At 69.5% G+C, this 21,460-nt stretch carries 21 protein-coding genes; 8 read left to right on the top strand and 13 right to left on the bottom strand.

Annotated elements, in window-relative coordinates; translation table 11 throughout:
* Positions 1-336 precede the first annotated feature (336 nt).
* The 4 genes from NBT67_RS13540 to thpR all read right to left on the bottom strand — a co-directional run bounded on the left by NBT67_RS13540 (position 337) and on the right by thpR (position 5,836).
* Positions 337-2,745 (bottom strand): DUF2309 domain-containing protein, encoded by a 2,409-nt coding sequence (locus NBT67_RS13540; RefSeq protein WP_251342296.1) that lies wholly within the window; start codon positions 2,743-2,745, stop codon positions 337-339.
* On the bottom strand, positions 2,735-4,222 hold the full coding sequence (locus NBT67_RS13535) for a proton-conducting transporter transmembrane domain-containing protein (RefSeq protein ID WP_251342295.1): 1,488 nt from the start codon (positions 4,220-4,222) through the stop codon (positions 2,735-2,737). The genes NBT67_RS13540 and NBT67_RS13535 overlap by 11 nt, the downstream gene beginning before the upstream one ends.
* A gap of 319 nt (positions 4,223-4,541) precedes the next feature.
* Positions 4,542-5,024: an Lrp/AsnC family transcriptional regulator gene (locus tag NBT67_RS13530; protein WP_251342294.1), complete on the bottom strand. Its 483-nt coding sequence runs from the start codon at positions 5,022-5,024 to the stop codon at positions 4,542-4,544.
* Positions 5,025-5,284: 260 nt separating this feature from the next.
* Entirely contained in the window at positions 5,285-5,836 is a 552-nt protein-coding gene (gene thpR, locus NBT67_RS13525) for an RNA 2',3'-cyclic phosphodiesterase (protein WP_251342293.1), read from the bottom strand.
* Positions 5,837-5,915: 79 nt separating this feature from the next.
* On the opposite strand from thpR, the gene NBT67_RS13520 reads away from it, so the two are divergent.
* Positions 5,916-6,647: a tetratricopeptide repeat protein gene (locus NBT67_RS13520; protein ID WP_251342292.1), complete on the top strand. Its 732-nt coding sequence runs from the start codon at positions 5,916-5,918 to the stop codon at positions 6,645-6,647.
* Positions 6,647-6,937, top strand: coding sequence for a DUF424 domain-containing protein (locus tag NBT67_RS13515; protein ID WP_251342291.1), 291 nt, complete (start codon positions 6,647-6,649; stop codon positions 6,935-6,937). The genes NBT67_RS13520 and NBT67_RS13515 overlap by 1 nt, the downstream gene beginning before the upstream one ends.
* On the opposite strand, the gene NBT67_RS13510 is transcribed toward NBT67_RS13515, so the two are convergent.
* A complete protein-coding gene (locus tag NBT67_RS13510) occupies positions 6,934-7,608 on the bottom strand; it encodes a DUF4352 domain-containing protein (protein WP_251342290.1) in 675 nt (224 codons plus the stop codon). The two genes, NBT67_RS13515 and NBT67_RS13510, sit on opposite strands and share 4 nt — an antisense overlap.
* A gap of 119 nt (positions 7,609-7,727) precedes the next feature.
* On the opposite strand from NBT67_RS13510, the gene sufS reads away from it, so the two are divergent.
* Both sufS and NBT67_RS13500 read left to right on the top strand, forming a co-directional pair.
* Positions 7,728-9,005 carry a bifunctional cysteine desulfurase/selenocysteine lyase SufS gene (gene sufS, locus NBT67_RS13505; RefSeq protein WP_251342289.1) on the top strand — a complete coding sequence of 426 codons (1,278 nt, stop codon included), beginning with the start codon at positions 7,728-7,730 and terminating at the stop codon, positions 9,003-9,005.
* A gap of 75 nt (positions 9,006-9,080) precedes the next feature.
* The gene (locus tag NBT67_RS13500; RefSeq protein ID WP_251342288.1) at positions 9,081-9,650 is read left to right on the top strand and encodes a nitrous oxide reductase accessory protein NosL; all 570 of its coding nucleotides are present in this window, start codon (positions 9,081-9,083) and stop codon (positions 9,648-9,650) included.
* A 77-nt stretch (positions 9,651-9,727) separates the two neighbouring features.
* Here NBT67_RS13500 and thsA read toward each other — a convergent pair whose 3' ends face one another.
* The 8 genes from thsA to rnz all read right to left on the bottom strand — a co-directional run bounded on the left by thsA (position 9,728) and on the right by rnz (position 18,190).
* On the bottom strand, positions 9,728-11,386 hold the full coding sequence (gene thsA, locus NBT67_RS13495; RefSeq protein WP_251344385.1) for a thermosome subunit alpha: 1,659 nt from the start codon (positions 11,384-11,386) through the stop codon (positions 9,728-9,730).
* Between the two features lie 272 nt (positions 11,387-11,658).
* Complete coding sequence (locus tag NBT67_RS13490; RefSeq protein WP_251342287.1) at positions 11,659-12,189, bottom strand: KH domain-containing protein; 531 nt, start codon at positions 12,187-12,189, stop codon at positions 11,659-11,661.
* Between the two features lie 46 nt (positions 12,190-12,235).
* The gene (rio1, locus tag NBT67_RS13485) at positions 12,236-13,105 is read right to left on the bottom strand and encodes a serine/threonine-protein kinase Rio1 (RefSeq protein WP_251342286.1); all 870 of its coding nucleotides are present in this window, start codon (positions 13,103-13,105) and stop codon (positions 12,236-12,238) included.
* 37 nt (positions 13,106-13,142) lie between these two features.
* On the bottom strand, positions 13,143-13,433 hold the full coding sequence (gene eif1A / locus NBT67_RS13480; protein WP_251342285.1) for a translation initiation factor eIF-1A: 291 nt from the start codon (positions 13,431-13,433) through the stop codon (positions 13,143-13,145).
* 68 nt (positions 13,434-13,501) lie between these two features.
* Positions 13,502-14,503, bottom strand: a complete 1,002-nt coding sequence (locus tag NBT67_RS13475) for a tyrosine--tRNA ligase (protein WP_251342284.1) — start codon at positions 14,501-14,503, stop codon at positions 13,502-13,504.
* A 40-nt stretch (positions 14,504-14,543) separates the two neighbouring features.
* Positions 14,544-15,113: a DUF2391 family protein gene (locus NBT67_RS13470; protein WP_251342283.1), complete on the bottom strand. Its 570-nt coding sequence runs from the start codon at positions 15,111-15,113 to the stop codon at positions 14,544-14,546.
* A gap of 41 nt (positions 15,114-15,154) precedes the next feature.
* A complete protein-coding gene (locus NBT67_RS13465) occupies positions 15,155-17,125 on the bottom strand; it encodes a DUF460 domain-containing protein (protein WP_251342282.1) in 1,971 nt (656 codons plus the stop codon).
* A gap of 147 nt (positions 17,126-17,272) precedes the next feature.
* On the bottom strand, positions 17,273-18,190 hold the full coding sequence (gene rnz, locus NBT67_RS13460; protein ID WP_251344384.1) for a ribonuclease Z: 918 nt from the start codon (positions 18,188-18,190) through the stop codon (positions 17,273-17,275).
* An 89-nt stretch (positions 18,191-18,279) separates the two neighbouring features.
* Between rnz and NBT67_RS13455 the strand changes: the two genes are divergently transcribed.
* From NBT67_RS13455 to NBT67_RS13440, 4 genes are read left to right on the top strand one after another with little or no spacing between them, the layout of a single operon-like run.
* Positions 18,280-18,702 carry an SHOCT domain-containing protein gene (locus tag NBT67_RS13455; protein WP_251342281.1) on the top strand — a complete coding sequence of 141 codons (423 nt, stop codon included), beginning with the start codon at positions 18,280-18,282 and terminating at the stop codon, positions 18,700-18,702.
* Positions 18,703-18,736: 34 nt separating this feature from the next.
* Positions 18,737-19,753, top strand: a complete 1,017-nt coding sequence (locus NBT67_RS13450; RefSeq protein WP_251342280.1) for an AAA family ATPase — start codon at positions 18,737-18,739, stop codon at positions 19,751-19,753.
* Complete coding sequence (locus tag NBT67_RS13445) at positions 19,750-20,358, top strand: protein sorting system archaetidylserine decarboxylase (RefSeq protein WP_251342279.1); 609 nt, start codon at positions 19,750-19,752, stop codon at positions 20,356-20,358. Before NBT67_RS13450 ends, NBT67_RS13445 begins: the two co-directional genes overlap by 4 nt.
* Before the next feature lie 57 nt (positions 20,359-20,415).
* Positions 20,416-21,432: a TAXI family TRAP transporter solute-binding subunit gene (locus tag NBT67_RS13440; RefSeq protein ID WP_251342278.1), complete on the top strand. Its 1,017-nt coding sequence runs from the start codon at positions 20,416-20,418 to the stop codon at positions 21,430-21,432.
* Positions 21,433-21,460: the final 28 nt, after the last annotated feature.

The raw sequence follows: 21,460 nt of genomic DNA, 5'->3' as shown, positions 1-21,460 counted from the left end.
CGAGGCCCACCTCGTGCGACGACGCGCCCGGTGCCGATCCACCCCGTCGCGATCGATCGCGGAAGCTGATAAATCTTATATCGCGATACAGAACGACGGAGCCGGCGCGGCCTCCCCGATCGTTCCGAGAACTCGTCCGAGGGGCCGGCTCCGGAGCGCTCGCCTGCCGCCGACGGATCGCCGTCTTAGGATGGGAGCGTCACGCGATCGGCGGGTGGCGGTGAGTCACGGCCGACGACGGGGGCTCTGCCGACGTCACGAGGGCCGCGTCGCCGCCGTGCCGGAACGGGAATGGGGACTTGCCGCGGGGCGTCCGGGGCGGGCGGGGATGTGCGGTCAGTCGTCCGCGACAGCGGGAGCGACCGGTTCCTCGCGGGGGACGTCGGGCTCTTCGGACCGCCGTGGGGTCCACTCCAGTTCCGCCGCGTAGTGGAACGCGCGGTGGTCCTGCGTCGGGTCGACGACCGTCAGCGAGAGCCAGCCGTTGTCCAGCAGTTCGGTCAGTTCCTCGTTGTCGGCCAGGACGTCGGTGACGCGGTCGACCGGCGCGTGGACGACCGTCGAGAGGCGGAGCGGCTGATGGTGCGGTTCGTCGTCGGCGGCCATCAGCGACTGCAGCGGGAGCCCGGTCATCAGGTCGCCCCCGTTGCCCTGGTAGACGCCGACGTTCCCGACGGGGTTCTGGGTGATTTTCGACCCGCTACCGTAGACGGCGTTGTCGACCGTCGAGAAGTAGTACTGGCTGTTGATCCACTGGGTGACGACCAGGGGACCCGTGAAGATCGCTTCGAGCGCGTCGCCGTCGGGATCGGTCGACCAGTCGTACGAGTGGAGGAACGCGCGGCCGTCGAGGTCGACGTCGCTCGTCAGTTCGCGGGGGCCGACGACGAAGCCGGCGTTGCCGGCCAGCCCCCACTCCGGACGCGTCTCGGCCCAGTCGGCAGCGCGGCGTTCCGTCTCGCCGACGGCCGCCGAGTCGTCGGCCCCCATCGCCTCGGCGCGCTCGGCGGCCGCGTTCTCGCGGGCGGTGGCGAGGTCCGCACGCAACTGGTCGAGTTCGTCGGCGTGGCTCTCGGGGACGTCGCCGTCGTACAGTTCGACCTCGTCGGTCGTCGTGTTGTGTTGCCCGGCGAGGAAGACGGTGTCCTCCGGAACGTCGTAGCCACGGTCGCGGAGGTCGGCCCTGACGGCATCGTCGTTACAGATCTTCGCGAGGACGCGGGCATTCGGGCCGCCGGGGTTGCCGGCACAGGCGCCACAGTCCAGGCTCGCGTCGTAGGGGTTGTTGGCCGTCTCGCTGGCGTGGCCCGTGAAGACGACGAGTCGACCGAACCGTTCCCACCCCATCAGGTCGAAGGCGGTGGCGGCGTACTCGACTTTCTCCTCGGTGGTCAACCCCACCGGCAGGTCGCCGGCGTAGGTGTACTGGTGGTTGACCAGCGGCTCACAGAACTCGTGGTCGTCGGGCACGGTTCCGTCAGCCGCGTCGAACAGGTCGTAGACGAACCCGGGGACGAGCGTCCGGGCCGCGAGCGAGAGGCCGTAGCCGCTTCCGGCGGTCTCGACGTAGCCGTAGGCGGTGGCGGCGTTGGCCTCCAACATCTCGATGACTTCGTCGGCGGCCGCGCGGATGCCCGACCAGCGGTCGTGGCGTGCCTGCGTGTCGTCGTCGGTCGGGACGTCGGTGATGTGGTGCTGCGGGTCGAGGATCGGTGGACAGGCATCGACCGACACGTCGGCGTCGTATCCCTGGTACTCCATGGGAATGCCGAAGAAGCCGGCGTATCCGTGGGTCTCGTAGTCGCCCGTCGCCTCAAGGTGACGGCGGATGACTTCCGAGCGGGTGTCGATACAGAAGACTAGCTGGGCGTCGGGACGGCCCGACCCGTCGCCGTCGGCCATCGACTGGCTCTCCGCGGCGACGGTCTCGACGAGGTCGTCGCGGTAGGTCGCCTCCCACGCGCGCAGAAACGCCCGAGCGAGTTCGTCGGCCGGGTGTGGGTCGGCGACGTCGTTCGAGGGCTCGATGTCGGCCTCGACGGCGTCGAGCAGTGCCAGACGCGCCGCGAGGTACCCCTCGAGCGAGATCGGATACGTCGACTGCCACGCGCCCTCGTCGGCGGCGCGCTGCTTGACGAGCCCCGTCCAGCCCGGGAGCGCGGTCAGTTGCTCCTCGAGGATGGGCACCCACTGGCCCTCCGGGTACGACGTGAGGACTGCCTCGATGGCCTCGATCGGTGCCTCGGGCAGGTCGGCAGCGACCCCCTCGTCGGGGATGTCGCCGTCGTATTCGGCCACCTCGCGGAACGCGGCGTAGAACCCCGCTTCGCGGTTCGGCATCGACCAGTGGGCGGAGCCCTCGTCCAGAAAGGCCGACAGCCACTTCGTCAGCACCCGGTCGACGCCGTCGGCGGCGGTGTCCGCGTCGCCGTCCTCGGCGTCGTCGGCGTCGGCCATGCGCTCGAGCAGCGTCTCGGGATCGGCCTCGTAGCCCGCCTCGGAGAGTTCCGTCTCGAGGATCTCCGGATCGATCTGGCCCCGTTCCAGCGCCGTTCCGAACGTCTCGGCGCTGGGGTAGCCACGGCCGCCCAGCAGGGCCGTCGCCCGCTGGACCGCCTCGCCGAACGGCCGATCCTCGAACCCGGAGAGGGGGTTGGCCGTCACGAACGAGTGGATGGGCCAGAGGGAGCCGACGGTAGTCGCCGCGTCGTCGATGCTGTCGCGGATGGCGGATTCAGTACTCATTGTAGTCCTCCGTGGACGTCAAGAGGGTGTCGGATGACGGTTGGCTCGCGTTCAGCAGTGCCACGTAGAGCCGCCGGCTGTGTTCGTGGACGCCGGTCTCGATGGCGACGTAGATGGCGACGAAGCCGACGGCGATGACGCCGTGGAGCGGGGTCAGTTCGGTCGTCGCCGTGCTGACCGTCAGGAGTCCCGCGACGCCCTCGTAGACCACGGCATAGACGACGATGGCCGGGAAGAAGGCCAGCGGCACGGCCGCGTAGCGGGCCGTCGGCGGAAGTGAGGTGTGCTGGATCGCGCTCCGGGCCGCGTGGAGCGTGGTGAACACCACGAAGAAGGTCAACAGGAGGCCGCCGTCGACGTCCGTCCCCTTCCCCGTCAGCACCGTAAACACCACGCCGCCGGCGAGCCCGGTCAACAGCGCCACGGCGACGCCGACGGCGCTCGTCGTGCGCCCCACCGTGTGCTCGGTGGTCTCGCTCGGAGTCGTGTGTTCGACCTGCTCGCCCGCGCTGAGGAACTGGTAGGCCTTGTAGAACCCGTGCAGGATGAGGTGAGTGATCGCGGCCCCGAAGAAGCCGAGGCCGGCCTGCATGATCATAAAGCCCATCTGGCCGACCGTCGAACAGCCGAGTTTCCCCTTGATGTCGGTCTGGACCGACTTCAGGAGCTTCCCGCCGCTGGCGCTCGCCGCGCCGGCGGCGACCACCGCGAGCATGAGCGTCGCGTCGACCGTGACGACCGGGGCGAAGCGGGTCAACAGGATGCCGCCCGCGTTGACGAACCCGGCGTGCATGAGCGCCGACGCCGGCGTGGGTGCGGTCATCGAGGAGAGCAGCCAGCTGTGAAACGGGATCAGGGCGGACTGGATCATCGCCGCGAGCACGAGCGCGCCGGCGGCGACCAGCCACACCGGCCCACCGAGCGTGTCGGCGGCCGCGCCGATTCCGGAGACGGTCGCCGCGCCGGTCGCCCACCACAGCGCCGCCAGTGCGACACCGAGGAGCGCGCTGCTGGCGACGAAGTATCTGCGGGCGACCGCCGCGGCCGCGCGTGCCTGGTCCCAGCCGCTAACGGTCCCGACGAGTTCCGCCATCAGCAACCCCATCGCCAGCCACAGCAGCCCGAACAGGGCGAGGTGGTCGGCCGCGACGAGCCCCATTACGACCACAGTGAAGCCGAACGTGGTGACGAAGAACTTCGTTTCGTGGGTGCTCCCGGCCATGTAGCGGCGCGAATAACTGTGGACGATACCGCTGAAGAACGTGACCACGGCCCACATCAGCACGGTCAGTCCGTCGACGGCGATCACGCCGGGGACCTCCCACCCGCCACCGATCCGGATTCGGACGACGAGGGCGGCGATACTCGCCGCGAACAGCGACCACACGAGCCACGTCAATACAGCGGGTACGGACGGCGATTCCGCCGTCGTGTCCGGGAGCGCTCCGACCGTCGGTTTCGAACTGTTTCCTGACATCGTTCGGTCCATCGTACGACCCATCCCGGCAACCGAGCCGAGATCCGAGTCCACTTCTGGTCGTGTACGCCTATCTCTAAGAACAGAATGGGCATTAAATCTATCTATGTTCACAAATCGTTCGTAATTTATCCATTATAGAACATTATGGTTTCGCCCGGCGGTGCGAACGTGGCCTCCGGTGACGGGAGCGGATCGGCGGACTCCGACCTACCGGCGCGCGTTCGTGGCCGGACGCCGCTCGGAGGCATCTCGCCGATGGCCACTCGGGACTCCGGCCGGCTCGTCGATCCGACGGGTGGTCGCCCGGCGCGGGCCGCTACTCGTCCCCCGTACGAGCCTCGGGGTCGAACTTGCCGAAGGGCGTCGTCTCGTGGGTTCGCACGAGGACCTCGTCGGCGACGGTGAGTCCCATGTCCAGGAGGGCCTGTGCGACCGACGTGATGTCGCTGTCAGACTCGCCGACGGCAGTGACGAGGAGGTTCTGTTCGCCGGTGACCAGTTCCTGGACCGAGACGACGCCGTCGATCTCCAGAATGTCGGGGATGAGGTCGCCACGTTCCGGTATTGCAGCGGTGCAGTAGAGCAACATGCGGAGCGGATAGCCCGATTTCTGATAGTCGACGCTGGCGCTGTATCCCTTGATGACGCCGTCGGATTCGAGTCGCCGGATGCGCTTGCGGACGGTACTGTCCGAGGTACCGGTCCGCTCCGCGATGTCTCCGGACGACATGTTCCGGGCGTCTTCCTGTAACGCGTACAGTATCGCCCTGTCCACGTCGTCGATGTCCTCGTCGACCATACCAGCGTGTCCGCGGGGAAGACACTTTACCTTTGTACGTCGCCCGGTCGTGCCACCGATTTGCCCCCGTTTGCCGCCCAACGGGGAGGATCAGGCGGTTCGGGGCGGTCGCGACGCGTCGGGTGGAGCCGGCGGCCTGGCGACGACGACGGCTGCGCCCCCTCGCCGAGACACGGGCGCCGGCTGTCGCGCGGTCGCTGGGACCCGCCGGTCCGCCGGCGGGGAACGCGCACGCACACCCCAGCGGACCGTCGACCCGCCTACAGCGGGTACCGCTCGACCGTCTCGTACTCGGGGCCGTCGTCGGTGAGCGTGCTCTCGGTGAGGCGCACCTCGCGCACGTCGACGCTGCCGACGGTCGGGTCCGCCTCGCGGACGACCCGCTGGACGGCGGCCTTGCCGCGCGCGTCGTCCATCCGGGCGAGGGTGACGTGGGGCGTGAACTCGTGGTCCGCGGGGTCGAAGCCGAGCCCCGTCGTCTCGCGTTCGACCGCCTCGTGGAGGCGGGTGAGTTCCGGGCCGCCCTTCCGGGCGCCGACCCAGACGACGCTGATGTACTCGAGGGAGGGGAAGACGCCGTAGCCGCCGAGGGTGAGGGTGAAGGGGTCGACGCCGGCGTCGGCGACGGCGGTCGACAGGGCGGCGTCGAGGGCGTCCAGCCGGTCGGGATCGACCTCCCCGAGGAACTTGAGCGTGACGTGGGCGTCCGCGGGGTCGACGAACCGGAGACCGCCGGCGTCGGGGAGTCGGTGCTGTGCGTCCGCGATCCCGTCGGCGAGCGGGTCGACGTCGACGCTGACGAACAGGCGCATGGTGGGGCTCGGCGCGCGCGGGACGTAAGTGCTGGCCCGTGACGCAGACCTTAACCGCGCCGACACCCAAGCGGAGACCATGGACGACGAGCGACCCCACCGCTTCTCGGAGGGGCAGGGGTTCGACGAGGAGTACGAGGAGTTCTCGCTCGACCCGCCGGAGCTAGCGGTCGACCCCGCCGAGGTCGACCCGGTGGACTCGCGGGTGCTGACCGACATGCTCGACGAGCGCAACGTCGCCAGCGACCAGGTGGACGCCGAGCGACTGGTCGACGTGGGGCTCTCATACATGGGCATCAATCGGTTCGAGGAGGCGACGGAGACGTTCGAGCGGGCGGCGCGGTTCGCGGACGACGAACTCCTCGCCCAGGAGGCGTGGGTGAACAAGGGCGCGGCCCACGCCCAACTGGAGGAGTACGACGAGGCCGTCGGCGCCTACGAGGAGGCGCTGGCCATCGACGAGGAGTCGGAACACGCCGCCTCGGCGCACACCAACCTCGCGTACGCCCTCTGGGAGTGGGGGCGAACCGAGGAGGCGCTGGAACACGCCGAGCGTGCGGTCGAGGTCGACCCCCGGTTCGCGCAGGCGTGGTACAACCGCGGCTTCTTCCTCGCGGAACGGGGCCTGCACGAGAACGCCGTCGACTGCTTCGACAACGCCATCCGCCTGGGGATGCGCAACGCCTCGGTGCTGGAGGAGAAGGCACAGGCACTGGAGGAGATCGGCGAACGCGAGGAGGCCGAGCGCGTCCAGGAACAGGCGGCGGAACTGCGCGAGGAGGCCGAGCGCGAACTGATCGAGGATCGGTAATGCTGATCCGCGAGCGCGACACCCCCGAGGGGCTCCTGGTCGCGGTCTGTGACGAGGACTGCCTCGGCGAAACCTACGACGACGGGCCGGTGTCGCTGACGGTGACCGAGGACTTCTACGGCGGCGAGGAGGGCGACGCCGACGACGTGGTGGACGCGCTGACCCGGGCGTCGGTCGCCAACCTCGTCGGCGAGCGGTGTGTGACCGTCGCCATCGAGGCGGGGCTCGTCGACGAGGAGCGCGTCCTCGACCTGAACGGTGCGCTCCACGCCCAACTGCTCTGGCTCTAGCCGGTCAGCGAACTTTCGAGGGCCGGCACGTCCGAGACGGTGCCGACGTCGACGTAGTGCGTCTCGCCCTCGCCGGCGCTCGGCCTGATCCAGATCCGGTAGGATCGGTCGGGGTCGAGGTCGAACACGACGGCGCCGGTCTTCGAGTTGCCGGCGAGCACGGTCGAGTTGAGCAGCGGCTGGACGTTGATGCGGTCGTCGTCGGAGACGAGCGGCGTCGCGTTCTCGTCGACGTACCGGATCTGCTCCTCGTTGCCGAGGATGAAGGAGTTTCGCGGGAACGTCGTCGCGTCGTCCTGCGGGTTGGTCATCTCCAACACGACGATCAGGTAGGTGCCGTCCGCCGTCGAGTTGTTCGCGCTGCCGCCGATCCGATCCGCCCGGTAGAGGTCGATGATCCGGTAGCCGATGGCGTTCTCGCCGCTGCCGACGGTGAAGGATTCGTCCAGCCCGTGTGTCGGGCCGTCGGCCGCCGGCGTCGCCGTGGCGGTCGGCTCCGCCGTCCCCGTCGCCGTCTCCGTCGGCGTCGCCGTCTCCGTCGCCGTGGCGGTCGGCTCCGCCGTCCCCGTCGCCGTCGGCGTACTCGTCGACTCGCCGCCACCGCCGCTACACCCCGCGAGCAGCCCCGTGACGAGGGCACCACACCCTGTCAAGACCCTTCGGCGTTCCATGGACGATAAAGCGACGGGAGTACTAAAGAAGGTGTCGGGGAGGTGGTGTAACCGCTCCCGGTTGCATCGGGGGTGAGACACCGAAGGGGTGTTATCCCTCCGGGTCGTACCCGTGGCCGATGGGAGTCCAGGAATCGTATCCAATCGACGTGGAGGCCATCCGGGCCGATTTCCCGATCCTCGACCGGCAGGTCGGGGGCGACGTGGAGACGCCCGGTCAGGGGCCCGACGACGACACGCCGCTTTGCTATCTGGACAACGCCGCGACGAGTCAGACGCCGGAGCAGGTGGTCGAGACGATCGGCGACTACTACCGCGGGTACAACGCCAACGTCCACCGGGGCATCCACCAGTTGAGTCAGGAGGCCAGTGTAGCCTACGAGGAGGCCCACGACACCGTCGCCGACTTCGTCGGCGCCGACGGGCGCAAGGAACTGATCTTCACGAAAAACACCACCGAGAGCGAGAACCTCGTCGCCTACGCCTGGGGGCTGGCCGAACTCGGCCCCGAGGACTCGGTCGTCCTCTCGGAGATGGAACACCACGCGTCGCTGGTGACGTGGCAACAGATCGCCAAGCGCACCGGCGCCGAGGTGCGCTACGTCCGCGTCGACGACGAGGGGTATCTGGACATGGACCACGCGGCCGACCTGATCGACGACTCGACGGCGATGGTGTCGGTCGTCCACGTCTCGAACACCCTCGGGACCGTGACTCCGGTGGCCGAACTGGCCGACGTGGCCCACGACCACGGCGCCCTGATCTTCGTCGACGGCGCCCAGTCCGCGCCCACCCGCCCCGTCGACGTGAAGGCCATGGACGCGGACTTCTTCGCCTTCTCGGGCCACAAGATGTGCGGCCCGACCGGCATCGGCGCGCTGTACGGCAAGCGTGACCTCCTGGAGTCGATGCAGCCCTACCTCTACGGCGGGGACATGATCCGCCGGGTCACCTACGAGGACGCGACCTGGGAGGACCTGCCCTGGAAGTTCGAGGCGGGCACCCCCTCCATCGCCCAGGGCATCGCCTTCGCCGCCGCCGTCGACTACCTGGAGGACGTCGGCATGGAGGCCGTCCAGGCCCACGAGGAACTGCTGGCCGAGTACGCCCACGACCGCCTGAGCGAGTTCGACGACGTGGAGATCTACGGCCCGCCGGGCGACGACCGCGGCGGACTCGTCTCGTTCAACGTCGACGGCGTCCACGCCCACGACCTCTCCAGCATCGTCAACGACCACGGCGTGGCGATCCGCGCCGGCGACCACTGCACCCAGCCGCTCCACGACAAACTGGGCATCGCCGCCTCCGCGCGGGCCTCCTTCTACATCTACAACACCCGCGAGGAGATCGACCGACTGATCGAGGCCGTCGACGAGGCCCGCGAACTGTTCGGGTAGGGCGAGGGACGGACGACCGAGCGTTTCGACGCCCGCACCGGACCGACTTTGACCGGCTCGCTCCAAGGACGCTCGATGCACAGACGCACGACGCTGGCGGCGCTCGCGTCGCTCACCGGTGTGGGACTGAGCGGCTGTCTCGGCGGGACGACGGGGGCCGGATCGACGCCGACGCCGGTCGACCTCGGCGGGACCAAGGCCGACGATCAGGGCGGCATGGTCATCGGGAGACACGGCGGCCCGAACGGACAGCTCTTCTACGCGAACGAGCGCCCGGAGGGCCACGACAACCCGGCGTGGTTCCACACGCTCACTCACGGCCTGTTCCCGTACTACTTCCGGCGGCGGAGAGAGGGGTGGGAGGCCGTCGCCATCTACGTGACGGACTACTCGCTGTTCGACTACGAACTGCTCCGCGAGGAGGGACGGACGTCCATGCCCGCACCGACCGCCCCGGACACGTTCGGGGACGGGCGGGCGGTGACGTACGTCATGGAGAGCGACGTGCGCGGCGGGATGGGGCCGGCGCTGATCCCGTTCTCGGACGACGGGGACGCGCGGGCGTTCGTCGACGACCACGGCGGGCGGACGGTGACCTTCGGCGAGATCACGCCGGAACTGATCGCGGGGTACGCGCGTCGCTAGCGGTCGGCGTCGAAAGAATGGTCGGTCGAAAGGCGGGGCGACTCGCTACGTGGGGGTGAGCGGGCTGGTGGCCGGGCTTACATCGCGCCGCCCATGCCGCCCATGCCGCCCATGCCGCCCATGCCGCCACCCATGCCGCCGCCGGGGCCGCCGGGCGCGTCGTCGCCGTCGTCGTCGCTGCCGCCGCCCTTGAGGTCGCCGGCCGCGATGACGTCGTCGATGCGGAGGATCATGACGGCCGCCTCGGTGGCGGACTCGATGGCCTGGGTCTTCACGCGGAGGGGTTCGACGACGCCCTCCTCCTCCATGTCGATGATGTCGCCCGTGTAGGCGTCCAGGCCGGCCGAGAGGTCGCCACCGTCGTGCTGGGCGCGGAGGTCGACCAGGGAGTCGATGGGGTCGAGGCCGGCGTTCTCGGCGAGCGTGCGCGGGATGACGTCGAGCGCCTCGGCGAAGGCCTCGACGGCGAGCTGTTCGCGCCCGCCCACGGAGTCGGCGTAGTCACGCAGGCCGAGAGCGAGTTCCGCCTCGGGGGCACCGCCGCCGGGCAGGACCTTGCCGTCCTCCAGCGTGGTGCGGACGACGCCGAGGGAGTCCTCGACGGCGCGCTCGACCTCGTCGACGACGTGTTCGGTGCCGCCGCGAAGGACGAGCGTGACGGACTTGGCCTCGGCCACGTCCTCGACGAAGATGCGCTCGTCGCCGCCGATGTCCTTCTGGGCGACGGAGCCGGCGAAGCCGAGGTCGTCCTCGGTGAGGTCGTCGACGGAGCCGACGACCGTGCCGCCCGTCGAGCGGGCGAGCCGCGAGAGGTCGCTGTCCTTCGCGCGGCGGACGGCGAGGATGCCCTCCTGGGCCAGGTAGTGCTGGGCCATGTCGTCGATGCCGCTGCCGACGAAGACGGCGTCGGCGCCGACCTCCTTCAGGTGGTCGACCATCTCCTTGAGCTGTTTCTCCTCCTGATCGAGGAACTGCTGGAGCTGGTCGGGGTCGGTGACGTTGACCTCGGCGTCGATTTCGGTCTCCTTGACCTCGAGCGCGCCGTCGACCAGCGCGATGTCCGCGTCCTCGACCGCGAAGGGCATGCTGTCGCTGACGCGCTCCTTGTCGACGATGACGCCCTCGATGAGTTCGGAGTTGCCGATGGAGCCGCCGACGACCTTCTCGACGGAGACGTCGTCGGTGTCGATCCCGCCCTCGTCGCGCACGGCGAGGACGGCGTCGACGACCAGGTCCGCGAGCTGGTCCTTGGCGCTCTCGGCACCCTTGCCCGTCATCGCCGTCGAGGCGATCTTGACGAGCGTCTCGCGGTCGTCGGCCGAGACGTCGATGGCGTTCTCCTCGAGGATCTCCTTTGCCTTCTCCGCGGCCCGGCGGTACCCCTGGGCCAGCGTCGTCGGGTGGATGTCCTGGTCGATGAGCTCCTCGGCCTCGTCGAGGAGTTCACCCGCGATGACGACCGCCGTCGTGGTCCCGTCGCCGACCTCGTCCTCCTGGGTCTCGGAGACCTCGACGATCATGTTCGCCGCGGGGTGGTCGATGTCCATCTCCCCGAGGATGGTGACGCCGTCGTTCGTGACGACGACGCTCCCACCGGAGTCGACGAGCATCTTGTCCATGCCTTTCGGACCGAGCGTGGTCCGTACGGCCTCCGCGACGGCCTTGCCGGCCGTGATGTTCATCGACTGGGCGTCTTTGCCCTGTGTACGCTGGGAGTCCTCGCCGAGAATGATCATCGGCTGTCCCTGCTGCATTCGCTGAGACATATTCAGTCATCGATTGATTGTGATTCTATAAAAGCGTTTCGATACGTCGTGTGCGACACCGTACCGCAGTCACGTGATTAGCGGAATCACCCGGTCGCACGAGGGTGGGGGATTATCGTTACTCGTTACCGTGGATCGAGGGGGTGACGGAGGGACAAAGAAGTGGAGAAGGGAGCGCCGGCAGAGGGACAAAGAAGTGGAGAAGGGAGCGCCGGCGGAGGGGAACGAGGGCAGCGAGCGGCTTACAGTTCGACGCCGCGGGTGAGTTCGTTGTGCTTGCGTTCGAGGAAGCCGTACACCGCGCCGTGGGGTGCGCCGTCGAGCAGCATCTCGGCGGCCCGGCGGACGGCCTGGACCTCCTCGGGCTGACCGATGATGCCCAGGGTGGTGCCGTAGATGACCACCTCGGCGCCGGTGAGTTCCTCCATCAGCTCTCGCGTGCGGCCGTTCTCGCCGATGAGGCGACCTTTCTGTCTCTGGAGGTCGTTCTTGTTTCGGGTGGCCTCCTCCACGTCGATCAGGTCGAACATCCGCATGTCGTCGTCGAGGAGGGAGAGCGCGGCGTCGGGCTTGAAACCGCGGCCGATGGCCCGGACGATGTCGGGGGCGACCATCGCGGTGACGGGGTCGCCGGTCGCGTCGATGGCGACGCTGCCGCTCTCGGAGTCGATGTCGAGGCGGACCTCGGCGCGTCGCTCGATCTCGCGCATGGTCTCGCCGCCTTCGCCGATGAGGACGCCGAGGCGGTCCTGCGGGACCTTTACGTGTTGCATATCGCTCGATACCGGTCGGAGCCGTTTAAGCGTTCTCGAACCGGATTTACGGCTCCGCGTCCACGGCCGTCACGAACTCGTGGAGGTCGTCGGGGTCGACGTCGATCCCCTGCCGGGTGAAGAAGGCGGCCACGTTCCGGCAGTCCCGCTCCAGGAAGTCCGCGGCGTTGGGGTGGTGGACCGTCACCGCCTGCCCGAGGTCGATGACGACCAGTTCCCCGTCGTGGATGATCAGGTTGTACTCCGAGAGGTCGCCGTGGACGAGGCCGGCGCCGTAGAGCCGTCGCATGTACTCCCGGACCACCTCGAAGGCCGTCTCGGGGTTCTGCACCTCGACTTCCGCCAGCCGACGGGCGCGGTCCTCGACCAGTCCCACCAGCTCCATCACCAGCACGTTCCGCTCGACGGCGATGGGTTCGGGCACCCGGACGCCCGCCGCCTTCGCTCGCCGGAGGTTGGCGAACTCCTTTTTCGTCCACGCGAGAACGACCTTCTTCTTGTCCGAGCCGATCCCCTCGAACCGAGGGTCGCCCTCCAGATACTCCCGCATCTGCTGGAAGTTCGAGGCGTTGACCCGGTAGATCTTCACCGCCACGTCCCGGTCGTCGTCGCCCAGCGCCTCGTAGACGTTCGCCTCCTTGCCGGTCGAGATGGGGCCGCCGAAGGCCTCGATGTGCCCGTCCTGGACGAGCTTGTAGATGGCCGCGAAGGTGGCGTCGTCGAACACCGACTGCTCCACCTTGAACTGGTCGGCGTCCTTCAGGCGCTTGCGGAACTCGGCGAACTCGCGGTCCCGCTTTCTGGCGATGCGATCCGCTTCGGTGTCGGAGACGTCGATTGCCTCCCACTCGTCGCCGAAGCCCTCGCCCTCGCCCTCCTCGGGGGCGAGCAGGCCGTACTCCTCGCGGTCACTCATTCACCCGGGATACGTCGTCACGCCGTAAAAGTCTCCGCTACTCGATGTGGCCTTCGCGCCGCAACTGGTCGGCTTCGGACTTCTCGTAGCGCCACGAGATGTCGGCCTTCTCGTCCTGCCAGTCCCACGGTTCGACCAGCACCACGTCGTCCTCGCGGATCCAGATGCGCTTTTGCATCCGGCCGGGGATGCGGGCGGTGCGCTCCACCCCGTCCGCACAGCGTACCTTCACCCGGTTCGCCCCGAGCATGTTCGTCACGACGGCGAACACCTCGTCGTCGTCGGGCATTCGAAGGTCCCTTCGCCCGCCGTTTTCGTTCTCGCTCATGGTCGAACGTTCGCGGTGGCGAGTGTTAAACCCGCCGACGTATCGCCGAGCGCGTCGCGGGCGATCGATCAGGCGTCGGACGCGGCGTCCCGCAGTTTCGCTCGCCCGGGCGCGATCAGTTCGTCGAGGTACGTCGCCAGCGCCCCCTTCGCGTCCGCCGGGTGCAACTCGCCGGACTCCAGGTCCGCCGCCAGCGACTCGTAGTCGTCGTAGGTCAGGTCGCCGCCGTACTGCTCGGGGCGGTCGACGACCACCGTGTCGTACCGCGGGAAGACGTGGTACTCGAAGATCTGCAGGACGGGGTTCTCCCGCTCGCGGCCCTCGTCGTCCGGATCGGGGTCCCGGGTCGGCGGACAGAAGGCGCCGTTGACCTTCTCCTCGATGTCCGCCGCGGAGTCCTCCATGGAGATGGAGACGCCCTCGCTCGCCGACATCTTCCCCACGCCGGTGTCGAGGTCGGCGATCAGCGGCGTGTGCAGGCAGGTCGGGGGGTCCTCGCCGATCTTCGGCAGGGTGTCGCGGGCGAGCATGTGGACCTTGCGCTGCTCCATCCCCCCGACCGCGAGGTCGACGTCGAGGTAGACGATGTCGAGCGCCTGCATCAGCGGGTAGACCGCCTGCGAGACGGTGACCGTGTCGCCGCTCTTGATCTCCGCCATCGCCCGCTCGGCACGGGCGATGCTCGTCTCCAGTTCGAGGGCGTGCAGGTCCAACACGTACTCGCGGTCGAACTGGAACTCGGAGCCGTAGACGAACTCGGTGCGCTCCTCGTCGAGGCCGTACGCGAGGAACTGCGCCTTCATGCGCTCGGCCGTCTCGCGGATCTCCTCGAAGGTCCCCTTGTCGTTGAGGTAGGCGTGGACGTCGGCGAGCAGGACCGTCACCTCGAAGCCGGCCTCCTGCAGATCCATCAGTTTCGTCGCGGTGAGCATGTGGCCGATGTGCAACACGCCCGAGGGCTCGTATCCGACGTACGCGCGCTTGCCCTCGGGGTCCTCGGCCAGCGCTCGCCCCTCCGCTTCCGTGACCACCTCGGTCGCGTTCCGGGTGATCCGCTCGTAGACGTCCATACACTAGACGACGGCGGCGCCGAAATATGACTTCTGATGTTCAGGACCCGGGCAGCAGGTCGCCGAGCGCCGCCCCGATGCTCATCGGCACGAACGCCACGACGGCGTTCGCGAGCGCGAGGGTCGGGGCTCCCCAGTCGACCCGGCCCCACGCGGTCAGGAGGAGGACGGCGGTCAGGAAGGAGACGCCGACGACGCCAACGAGACGCCGCGGGATCAGCCCGAAGATGGGCCGGTAGACCCGGACGTCCTGAAAGTCCGCGACGTAGATGATGCCGACGACGAGGGCGACGGCGAAGGCGAACGTGCCCCCCAGGAAGAGGGGGCGGGGGGCGAGGAAGGTGCCGACCTCCTGGGTGCCGCCCTCGACGGCCATCGGGATCCCGAACAGGAGGCTGCCCAGCAGCGCCTCCGTGAGGTCGGCGCGGTCGTACCCCCGGATCACGCGGCCGAACGGGCTCGCCGCCGCGCTAGCGACCATCGCCACCCGCATCGTCTCCCGGACCTGTTCGCGGGCGACGTCGGTCTCGACGAGGTCCTCGAGTTCCTCGAGTTCGTCGAAGAGGTCGCCCATGTCAGCCGGTTCGTCACCCGCGTCGGCCTCGCTCATGGCTCTCCCCTCTCGGCCGACCACCAAAGCCGTGGGGGCGGTCAGTCGCCGCCGCTCTCGGCCCGGTGTTCGCTGATGATCTGGTCGACCATCTCCGATTTCCGCTCCTTGGAGCGCTCGTCCGCGCGGCGCTCCCAGTCCTCGACGGCCGCCTCGACGTCGCTCTCGCGGGCGACCGCGAGTTCGTCCACCTCCTGGATCGTCACGTCCGCCGCGGGCGCGACCGGCACGTCGGCCTCGAACAGCACCTCGTCGGCGGCGTCCGAGAGGTTGCCGTCCCGGAGGACGATCCGCGGGTCCGTCGCGACGAGTCGCTCGGCGGTCGAGCGCCCGGCACCGCTCGCGTCCCGGAGGTAGACCACGTCGCCAGCCGCCAGTCCGTACGCCTCGTCGGCGTCCTCGATGGCGTCGCGGGTGAACTGCTCGATCACCTTCACGGGCACGAGGTCACGACCCTCGGAGACGTCGGCGAAGTCGGAGTGGTCGAGTTTCCAGAGCGCCTTCAGCCGCTCCAGTTTCGACTCCAGTTCGTCGGCGCGGTCGCGCTCCTGATCGCGTTCCCGTTCCAGCCGCTCGGCCTCCCGTTCCAGCCGGTTCACCTCGCGGCGCTCGCGGGCCTCGCGGCGCTCCTCGCGGCGGGCCTCGGAGAGTTCCTCCTCGTACTCCGCGATGCGCTCCTCTTTCTCCTCCAGGCTGGAGCGGAGGTCCTCGACGGTGTCCTCCAGGCGATCGACCTGCCGCTCGAGGCGCTTGATCCGGCGCTCCTCGGGCGAGAGTTCCCGGGGCTCGTGGCTCGACTCCTCCTCGTCGGCCTCCTCGTCGTCGGAGAGGTCACGGAGGACCGCCTCGACCGACGCCTCGCCGGTGACGACCCGGTCGATCACCTCGCCACGGTCGAACTGCGGGGGGACCTTCCGGGTCACCCGCTCGAACTGGTCCTCGTAGGCGTCGAAGGCGAAGAGGGCGGCCGCCAGCGCGTCGCGCTGGTGGTCGTTGTCGTAGGCGTGGTCGCGGGTGCGGTGGAGTTTCTCGTCGACCGGCAGGTCGGCGTCGGGCACCCAGCCCGCGGCGTCGAAGCTCCGGCGGAACTTCTCGACCGTCTCGGGCATCGGCTCGACGTCGGCGGCGACGACGACGGGCCGCCCGCGCTCGACAAGCCACTCGATGACCCCCGCCGTGTCCGCCGTCCGCGTCGAGAACACGTCCAGCACCTCGCCGTCGAGGGAGACCACGGCCGCGGCGGTCGTGGTCCCGGGGTCGATGCCCACGAGGACGCGGTCACGGCGCTTCACCAGCGGTTCGAACTCGATGCCGTCCCGGCGCTCGCGCTCGATCTCGACGCGCGTGTCGCCCGAGCGGGACTGCCCCACCGGGAGGTCGTCCGGCGCCGCCTCGACGGTGAAGGTGGCGTTGGCGTAGCCGCCGTACTTCTCGGTGACGTCGCGCTCGTAGTCGAGGTTGGCGTCGTCGAGCGCGTCGGCCACCTCGCGGGCGCGCTTTTTCACGTTGCCGTGGATCCGCCGGGTGTAGCGGTCCTGGCTCCACCCGCCCTTGCCCGTCGACCGGCCGCGGGACACCTTCACCGTCGTCGTGTCGGTGAAGGCCGTCACCTCGTGGCCGACGTTGGCGGCGGCGAGGCGGGCGGCCGCCTCCGCCTCCTTCATCGGCTCCTTGCCGTACGGGACGCCGTGCCGGGAGGCGACCCGCGAGAGGGGTTCCGGCCGCTCGGCGCCGGTCACCTGCACCAGCCGCGTCCCGTCGGGGAGCCACCGGAGAAAGCGCACCAGGTCGTCGCGGTCCGTCGCGAGTTCGTAGACGTTGTCCGTGGCGACGATGGCCGGCTCCTCGCGCTCGACCAGTCGCCTGAGCTTCCGGAAGGACACCACGTCGCGGTCGACGTTCTCGCCGTCGTACGCGACCACGGCGTAGGAGGGGGCGTCCCCGCGGACGTCGCCGCTCTGTACGTCGACGCCGAACACCAGCGCGTCGAGCGCACTCGTCCGGGCGTTCACGTCACGCGGTAGGACGGCGCGAAATAAATACTCCACGGCGGCGAGACGCCAACGGCGACACGAGACCGCGCACGCGACGGCTGCCCGGGTCGCCACGCGGCGATGGTCGAGGCGTTCCCGCCCTCGCGTCGGCAGGCCCTCGCGTGGTCACTCGGGGTAGGGCACGTCGACGGTCTGCCCGTCGCTCGCGACGAAACACTCCCCGTCGAAGACCTCCCGCGCCTCGCGTTCGAGGTCCTCCCACCGGCCGGCGTACCGCGAGGAGATGTGCGTGAGCGCGAGTCGGGCGACACCCGCACGGGCGCCCACCTCCGCCGCCTCGCGAGCGGTCGAGTGCCCCGTCTGGCGCGCCCGCTCGGCCTCGTCGTCGGCGAACGTCGCGTCGTGGATCAGGAGGTCGGCACCCTCGGCGACCCCGACCACCGCCTCGACCGGCCGGGTGTCGCCGGTGTAGACGAGTTTCCGGCCGGGGCGGGGGTCGCCCACCACCTGCTCGGGGTCGATCACCCGGCCGTCGTCGAGTTCGACCGACTCGCCCTCGTGCAGGCGGCCGAACTTCGGGCCGACGGGCACACCCAGTTCCTCGGCGCGCTCCCGGTCGAAGCGCCCGGGGCGGTCGTCCTCGACCAGCGCGTAGCCCATCGAGCGGGTCCGGTGGTCGGTCTCGACGGTGCGAACCGCGAAGTCGGCGGCGTCGTACGCCATCGACCCCGGCGACACCTCGTGGATGCGGACGGGGTAGCCGGGACGGTGGCCCCCGGCGTGGACGAGGCGCTCGACCTCCTCCCGGGAGCGCGGCGGGACGTGTATCGCCAGCGGGTCGGTGCGGTCGTTGAAGTCGAGCGACTGGATCAGGCCCGGAATCCCGAGGATGTGGTCGCCGTGGAGATGCGTGACGAAGATGTGGGAGACGTCGAAGCCGGTTCCGAAGCGCATCATCTGGCGCTGTGTCCCCTCGCCGCAGTCGAACAGGAAGCGCTCGCCCTCGCGGTTCACGAGGACGGCACTCGGCGCCCGCTGGGTCGTCGGGACGGCCCCGCTGGTGCCGAGAAACGTCACGCGCATCGACATACCAGCGATTGCGGGCGGCGGCGATAAACCCGTGTCGATGCGCGGCGCGGGATTTTATCTTCGTCGCGGCCGTACGCCCCGGCGTGCGCGCTCCCGACGCCGACCCGGACGCCGACGCCGACACCGATCCCCTCGTCGCCATCGCGTCGCTCGTCGTTCTCGGCCTCGGGTTCGTGGCGATGGCACTCGACGTCTCCGCGTTCTGGATGGTCTGGGTCGTCGGCTTCGCGGTGGTCGTCCCGATCGTCAGCATCCTCCGGGGGACCGACGAGTCGCGGTCCCCCGACCGATCGACGGTCGACCGCGACGACGACTCCGTGGACGCGGCGCTGGCGACGCTCCGCGAGCGGTACGCCCGTGGCGACCTCTCGGACGAGGCGTTCGAGGCGAAACTGGACGCCCTGCTGGAGACGGAGACGCCCGAAGCCGCGCGGCGGCGCCCGTCGCGGACCCCGCCGAGGGAGCGATCCGCGACGGCCGAGGAGGAGGTCGCCGACGAGACATAGGGATTCTTACCCGCCGGTCGACTAGGGCCCGGCGATGGACGCCCCGCTCTGGACGGACGCCCACGCGCCGACACTCGACGACCTGCCCCAGTCGTCGGTCCGCGACCGCCTCCGGCGGGCGGTCGACGAGCCGATGAACCTCGTCGTGCAGGGGCCGCCGGGATCGGGCAAGACCGCCGCCGTCCGCGCCCTCGCCGACGCCGCCCACGAGGACCCCGCCAACGACCTCGTGGAGATCAACGTCGCGGACTTCTTCGACCGCACGAAAAAGGAGATCCGCGAGGATCCCCGGTTCGAGCAGTTCCTGACCGGCCGCTCCCGGATGGCGAAACGCGACATGATCAACCGGGTGCTGAAGGAGTCGGCGAGTTACGCGCCCGTCTCCGGCGAGTACAAGACCGTCGTCCTCGACAACGCGGAGGCGATCCGCGAGGACTTCCAGCAGGCGCTCCGGCGGGTGATGGAGCGGTACCACCGCACCACCCAGTTCGTGATCGTCACCCGCCAGCCCTCGACGCTCATCGCGCCCGTGCGCTCGCGGTGTTTCCCGGTGCCCGTCCGTGCGCCGACGGCCGACGAGATCGAGGCCGTCGTCGGGGGGATTCTGGACGCCGAGGGCGTCGACTACGACGACGACGGCCTGGAGTTCGTGGCCGGCTACGCCGGCGGCGACCTCCGGCGGGCGGTCCTCGGCGCACAGACGACCGCCGAGTCCGCCGGCGAGGTGACGATGACGACGGTCCACGAGACGCTCGGGGACGTGGGGTACGACGACGACCTGGAGTCGATCCTCGACGCGACGGAGTCGGGCGACCTGACCGACGCCCGGAAGACGGTCGGGACGCTGCTGGACGACGAGGGGTACGACGGCCAGTCGCTGCTGGCTGACCTGCTGTCGACCGCGCGCAAGCGGTACGACGGCGAGGAACTCGCGCGCCTCCACCGCCTCGCCGGCGAGGTGGATCTGGATCTGGTGACCGGAACGGACGACCGCCTCCACCTGACGCACCTGCTGGCGACGTGGGGCCAGCGAACCGAGGGCCGGGCGTGAGGCTGGCACCCGGCGCCCGCCGGTACGCCCTCCCGCCGCTCGTCGCCGCGATACCGCTCGCCGTCGTCTCGCCGCCGCTTGGCGTCCTCGCGCTCGCTCTCGGCGGCTTCGTCGTGTGGTTCTTCCGCGACCCCGAGCGGTCGCCCCCGCCGCGGGGCGTCGTCGCCCCCGCCGACGGCCGCGTCTCCGTCGTCCGCGAGGAGGGCGACCGGATCCGCGTCGGCGTGTTCATGAACGTCACCGACGTGCACGTCCTCCGGGCGCCACGCGCGGGAACGGTGGAGTCGACCGCCCACCGCCCCGGCGCTCACCGCCCCGCGTTCAGCAAGGACTCGGATCGCAACGAGCGGGTCGACGTCACCCTCGACACCTGTGACCTGTCGATGATCGCCGGCTGGTTCGCCCGCCGCATCTACCCCTACGTCGCGACCGGCGACGAGGTGGCCCGCGGCGACCGGATCGGACACATCGCCTTCGGAAGCCGGGCCGACGTGGTGCTCCCGGCCGCCTACGACCGGGCCGATCTGCTCGTCGCCGAGGGCGACCCCGTCCGCGCCGGCGAGACGGTGATCGCGCTCCGGACCGACGAACCGTCGACCGGCTGACCACTCCCGAATCGTTTGGATAGGGTTAAATGTGCCGGCCCCTTTAGTATCAAAAGTATGTCAGACGATTCGACGCGCCGACGGTTCCTTCGCGCAGCGGGACTGACTGGTGTGGCCGCCCTGGCCGGCTGTAGCGGCAACGGCGGCGGCAACGGCGGCGACGGTGGCGGTGGCGACGGCGGCGACGGCGACGGTGGCGACGGTGGCGGCGGCGACGCCGACACCCGCCTCTCGTGGCACGCCGGCGGCACCGGTGGGACGTACTTCCCGCTCTCCAACGAGTTCAAGTCGGTCGTCGAGGCCAACACCGACTTCACGCTGAACGTCCAGTCGACGGGCGCGAGCGTGGAGAACGTCGGCAACCTCGCCAGTGGGGACGCCGACTTCGCCCTGATCCAGAACGACATCGCGTACTTCGCGAAGAACGGGACGGGCATCGAGGCGTTCCAGGACAACGCCGTCGACAACCTGATGGGCGTCGCGACGCTCTACCCCGAGACCATCACCATCGTCACGCTCGAGAGCACAGACATCACGCAGCTCTCGGATCTGTCGGGTGCGACGATCAACACCGGCGACCTCGGGTCGGGGACGCAGGTCAACGCCCTGCAGATCCTCGAAGCGGTCGGCATCACGGAGTTCAACGAGCAGAACGCCTCCTTCTCGCAGGCGGCCGATCAGCTCCGGAACGGCGACATCGACGCCGCCTTCGTCGTCGGCGGGTGGCCCGTCGGCGCCATCGAGGACCTCGCGACGACGAACGACGTGCGTCTCGTCCCCATCCAGGGCGAGAACCGGCAGGCCGTCAAGGACGCCGCCTCCTGGTTCGCGGACGACACCATCCCCGCGGGCACGTACACCGGCGTCGACAGCGCCGTCGAGACGGTGGCCGTGCAGGCGATGATCGCCACGCGCTCGGGGGTCCCCGAGGCGACCGTCGAGGAGGTCACCGCGGCCATCTTCGACAACGTCGACGAACTCACGATCAAGACGGACTTCATCAGCCGGGACTCCGCCCAGGACGGCATGTCCATCGAACTCCACCCCGGCGCGGCCGCGTACTTCGACGCGTAACGCCGGTCGCACCGCCCGTCCGTCGGAA

This window comes from Haloplanus sp. GDY1, assembly GCF_023703775.1.
Taxonomy (GTDB): Archaea; Halobacteriota; Halobacteria; order Halobacteriales; family Haloferacaceae; genus Haloplanus; species Haloplanus halophilus.
Note: the sequence above shows the minus strand (reverse complement) of the source record. Positions and strands in the feature narration are given on the sequence as shown.

Coding starts and splice junctions, on each gene's coding strand:
- NBT67_RS13520 (WP_251342292.1), top strand. CDS start 5,916: ATGGACGACGAGCGACCCCACCGCTTCTCGGAGGGGCAGGGGTTCGAC.
- eif1A (WP_251342285.1), bottom strand. CDS start 13,433: ATGAGCGAGAACGAAAACGGCGGGCGAAGGGACCTTCGAATGCCCGAC.
- NBT67_RS13535 (WP_251342295.1), bottom strand. CDS start 4,222: ATGTCAGGAAACAGTTCGAAACCGACGGTCGGAGCGCTCCCGGACACG.
- NBT67_RS13510 (WP_251342290.1), bottom strand. CDS start 7,608: ATGGAACGCCGAAGGGTCTTGACAGGGTGTGGTGCCCTCGTCACGGGG.
- NBT67_RS13530 (WP_251342294.1), bottom strand. CDS start 5,024: ATGGTCGACGAGGACATCGACGACGTGGACAGGGCGATACTGTACGCG.
- NBT67_RS13540 (WP_251342296.1), bottom strand. CDS start 2,745: ATGAGTACTGAATCCGCCATCCGCGACAGCATCGACGACGCGGCGACT.
- NBT67_RS13500 (WP_251342288.1), top strand. CDS start 9,081: ATGCACAGACGCACGACGCTGGCGGCGCTCGCGTCGCTCACCGGTGTG.
- sufS (WP_251342289.1), top strand. CDS start 7,728: ATGGGAGTCCAGGAATCGTATCCAATCGACGTGGAGGCCATCCGGGCC.
- thpR (WP_251342293.1), bottom strand. CDS start 5,836: ATGCGCCTGTTCGTCAGCGTCGACGTCGACCCGCTCGCCGACGGGATC.
- NBT67_RS13440 (WP_251342278.1), top strand. CDS start 20,416: ATGTCAGACGATTCGACGCGCCGACGGTTCCTTCGCGCAGCGGGACTG.
- rnz (WP_251344384.1), bottom strand. CDS start 18,190: ATGCGCGTGACGTTTCTCGGCACCAGCGGGGCCGTCCCGACGACCCAG.
- thsA (WP_251344385.1), bottom strand. CDS start 11,386: ATGATCATTCTCGGCGAGGACTCCCAGCGTACACAGGGCAAAGACGCC.
- rio1 (WP_251342286.1), bottom strand. CDS start 13,105: ATGAGTGACCGCGAGGAGTACGGCCTGCTCGCCCCCGAGGAGGGCGAG.
- NBT67_RS13490 (WP_251342287.1), bottom strand. CDS start 12,189: ATGCAACACGTAAAGGTCCCGCAGGACCGCCTCGGCGTCCTCATCGGC.
- NBT67_RS13515 (WP_251342291.1), top strand. CDS start 6,647: ATGCTGATCCGCGAGCGCGACACCCCCGAGGGGCTCCTGGTCGCGGTC.
- NBT67_RS13475 (WP_251342284.1), bottom strand. CDS start 14,503: ATGGACGTCTACGAGCGGATCACCCGGAACGCGACCGAGGTGGTCACG.
- NBT67_RS13450 (WP_251342280.1), top strand. CDS start 18,737: ATGGACGCCCCGCTCTGGACGGACGCCCACGCGCCGACACTCGACGAC.
- NBT67_RS13470 (WP_251342283.1), bottom strand. CDS start 15,113: ATGAGCGAGGCCGACGCGGGTGACGAACCGGCTGACATGGGCGACCTC.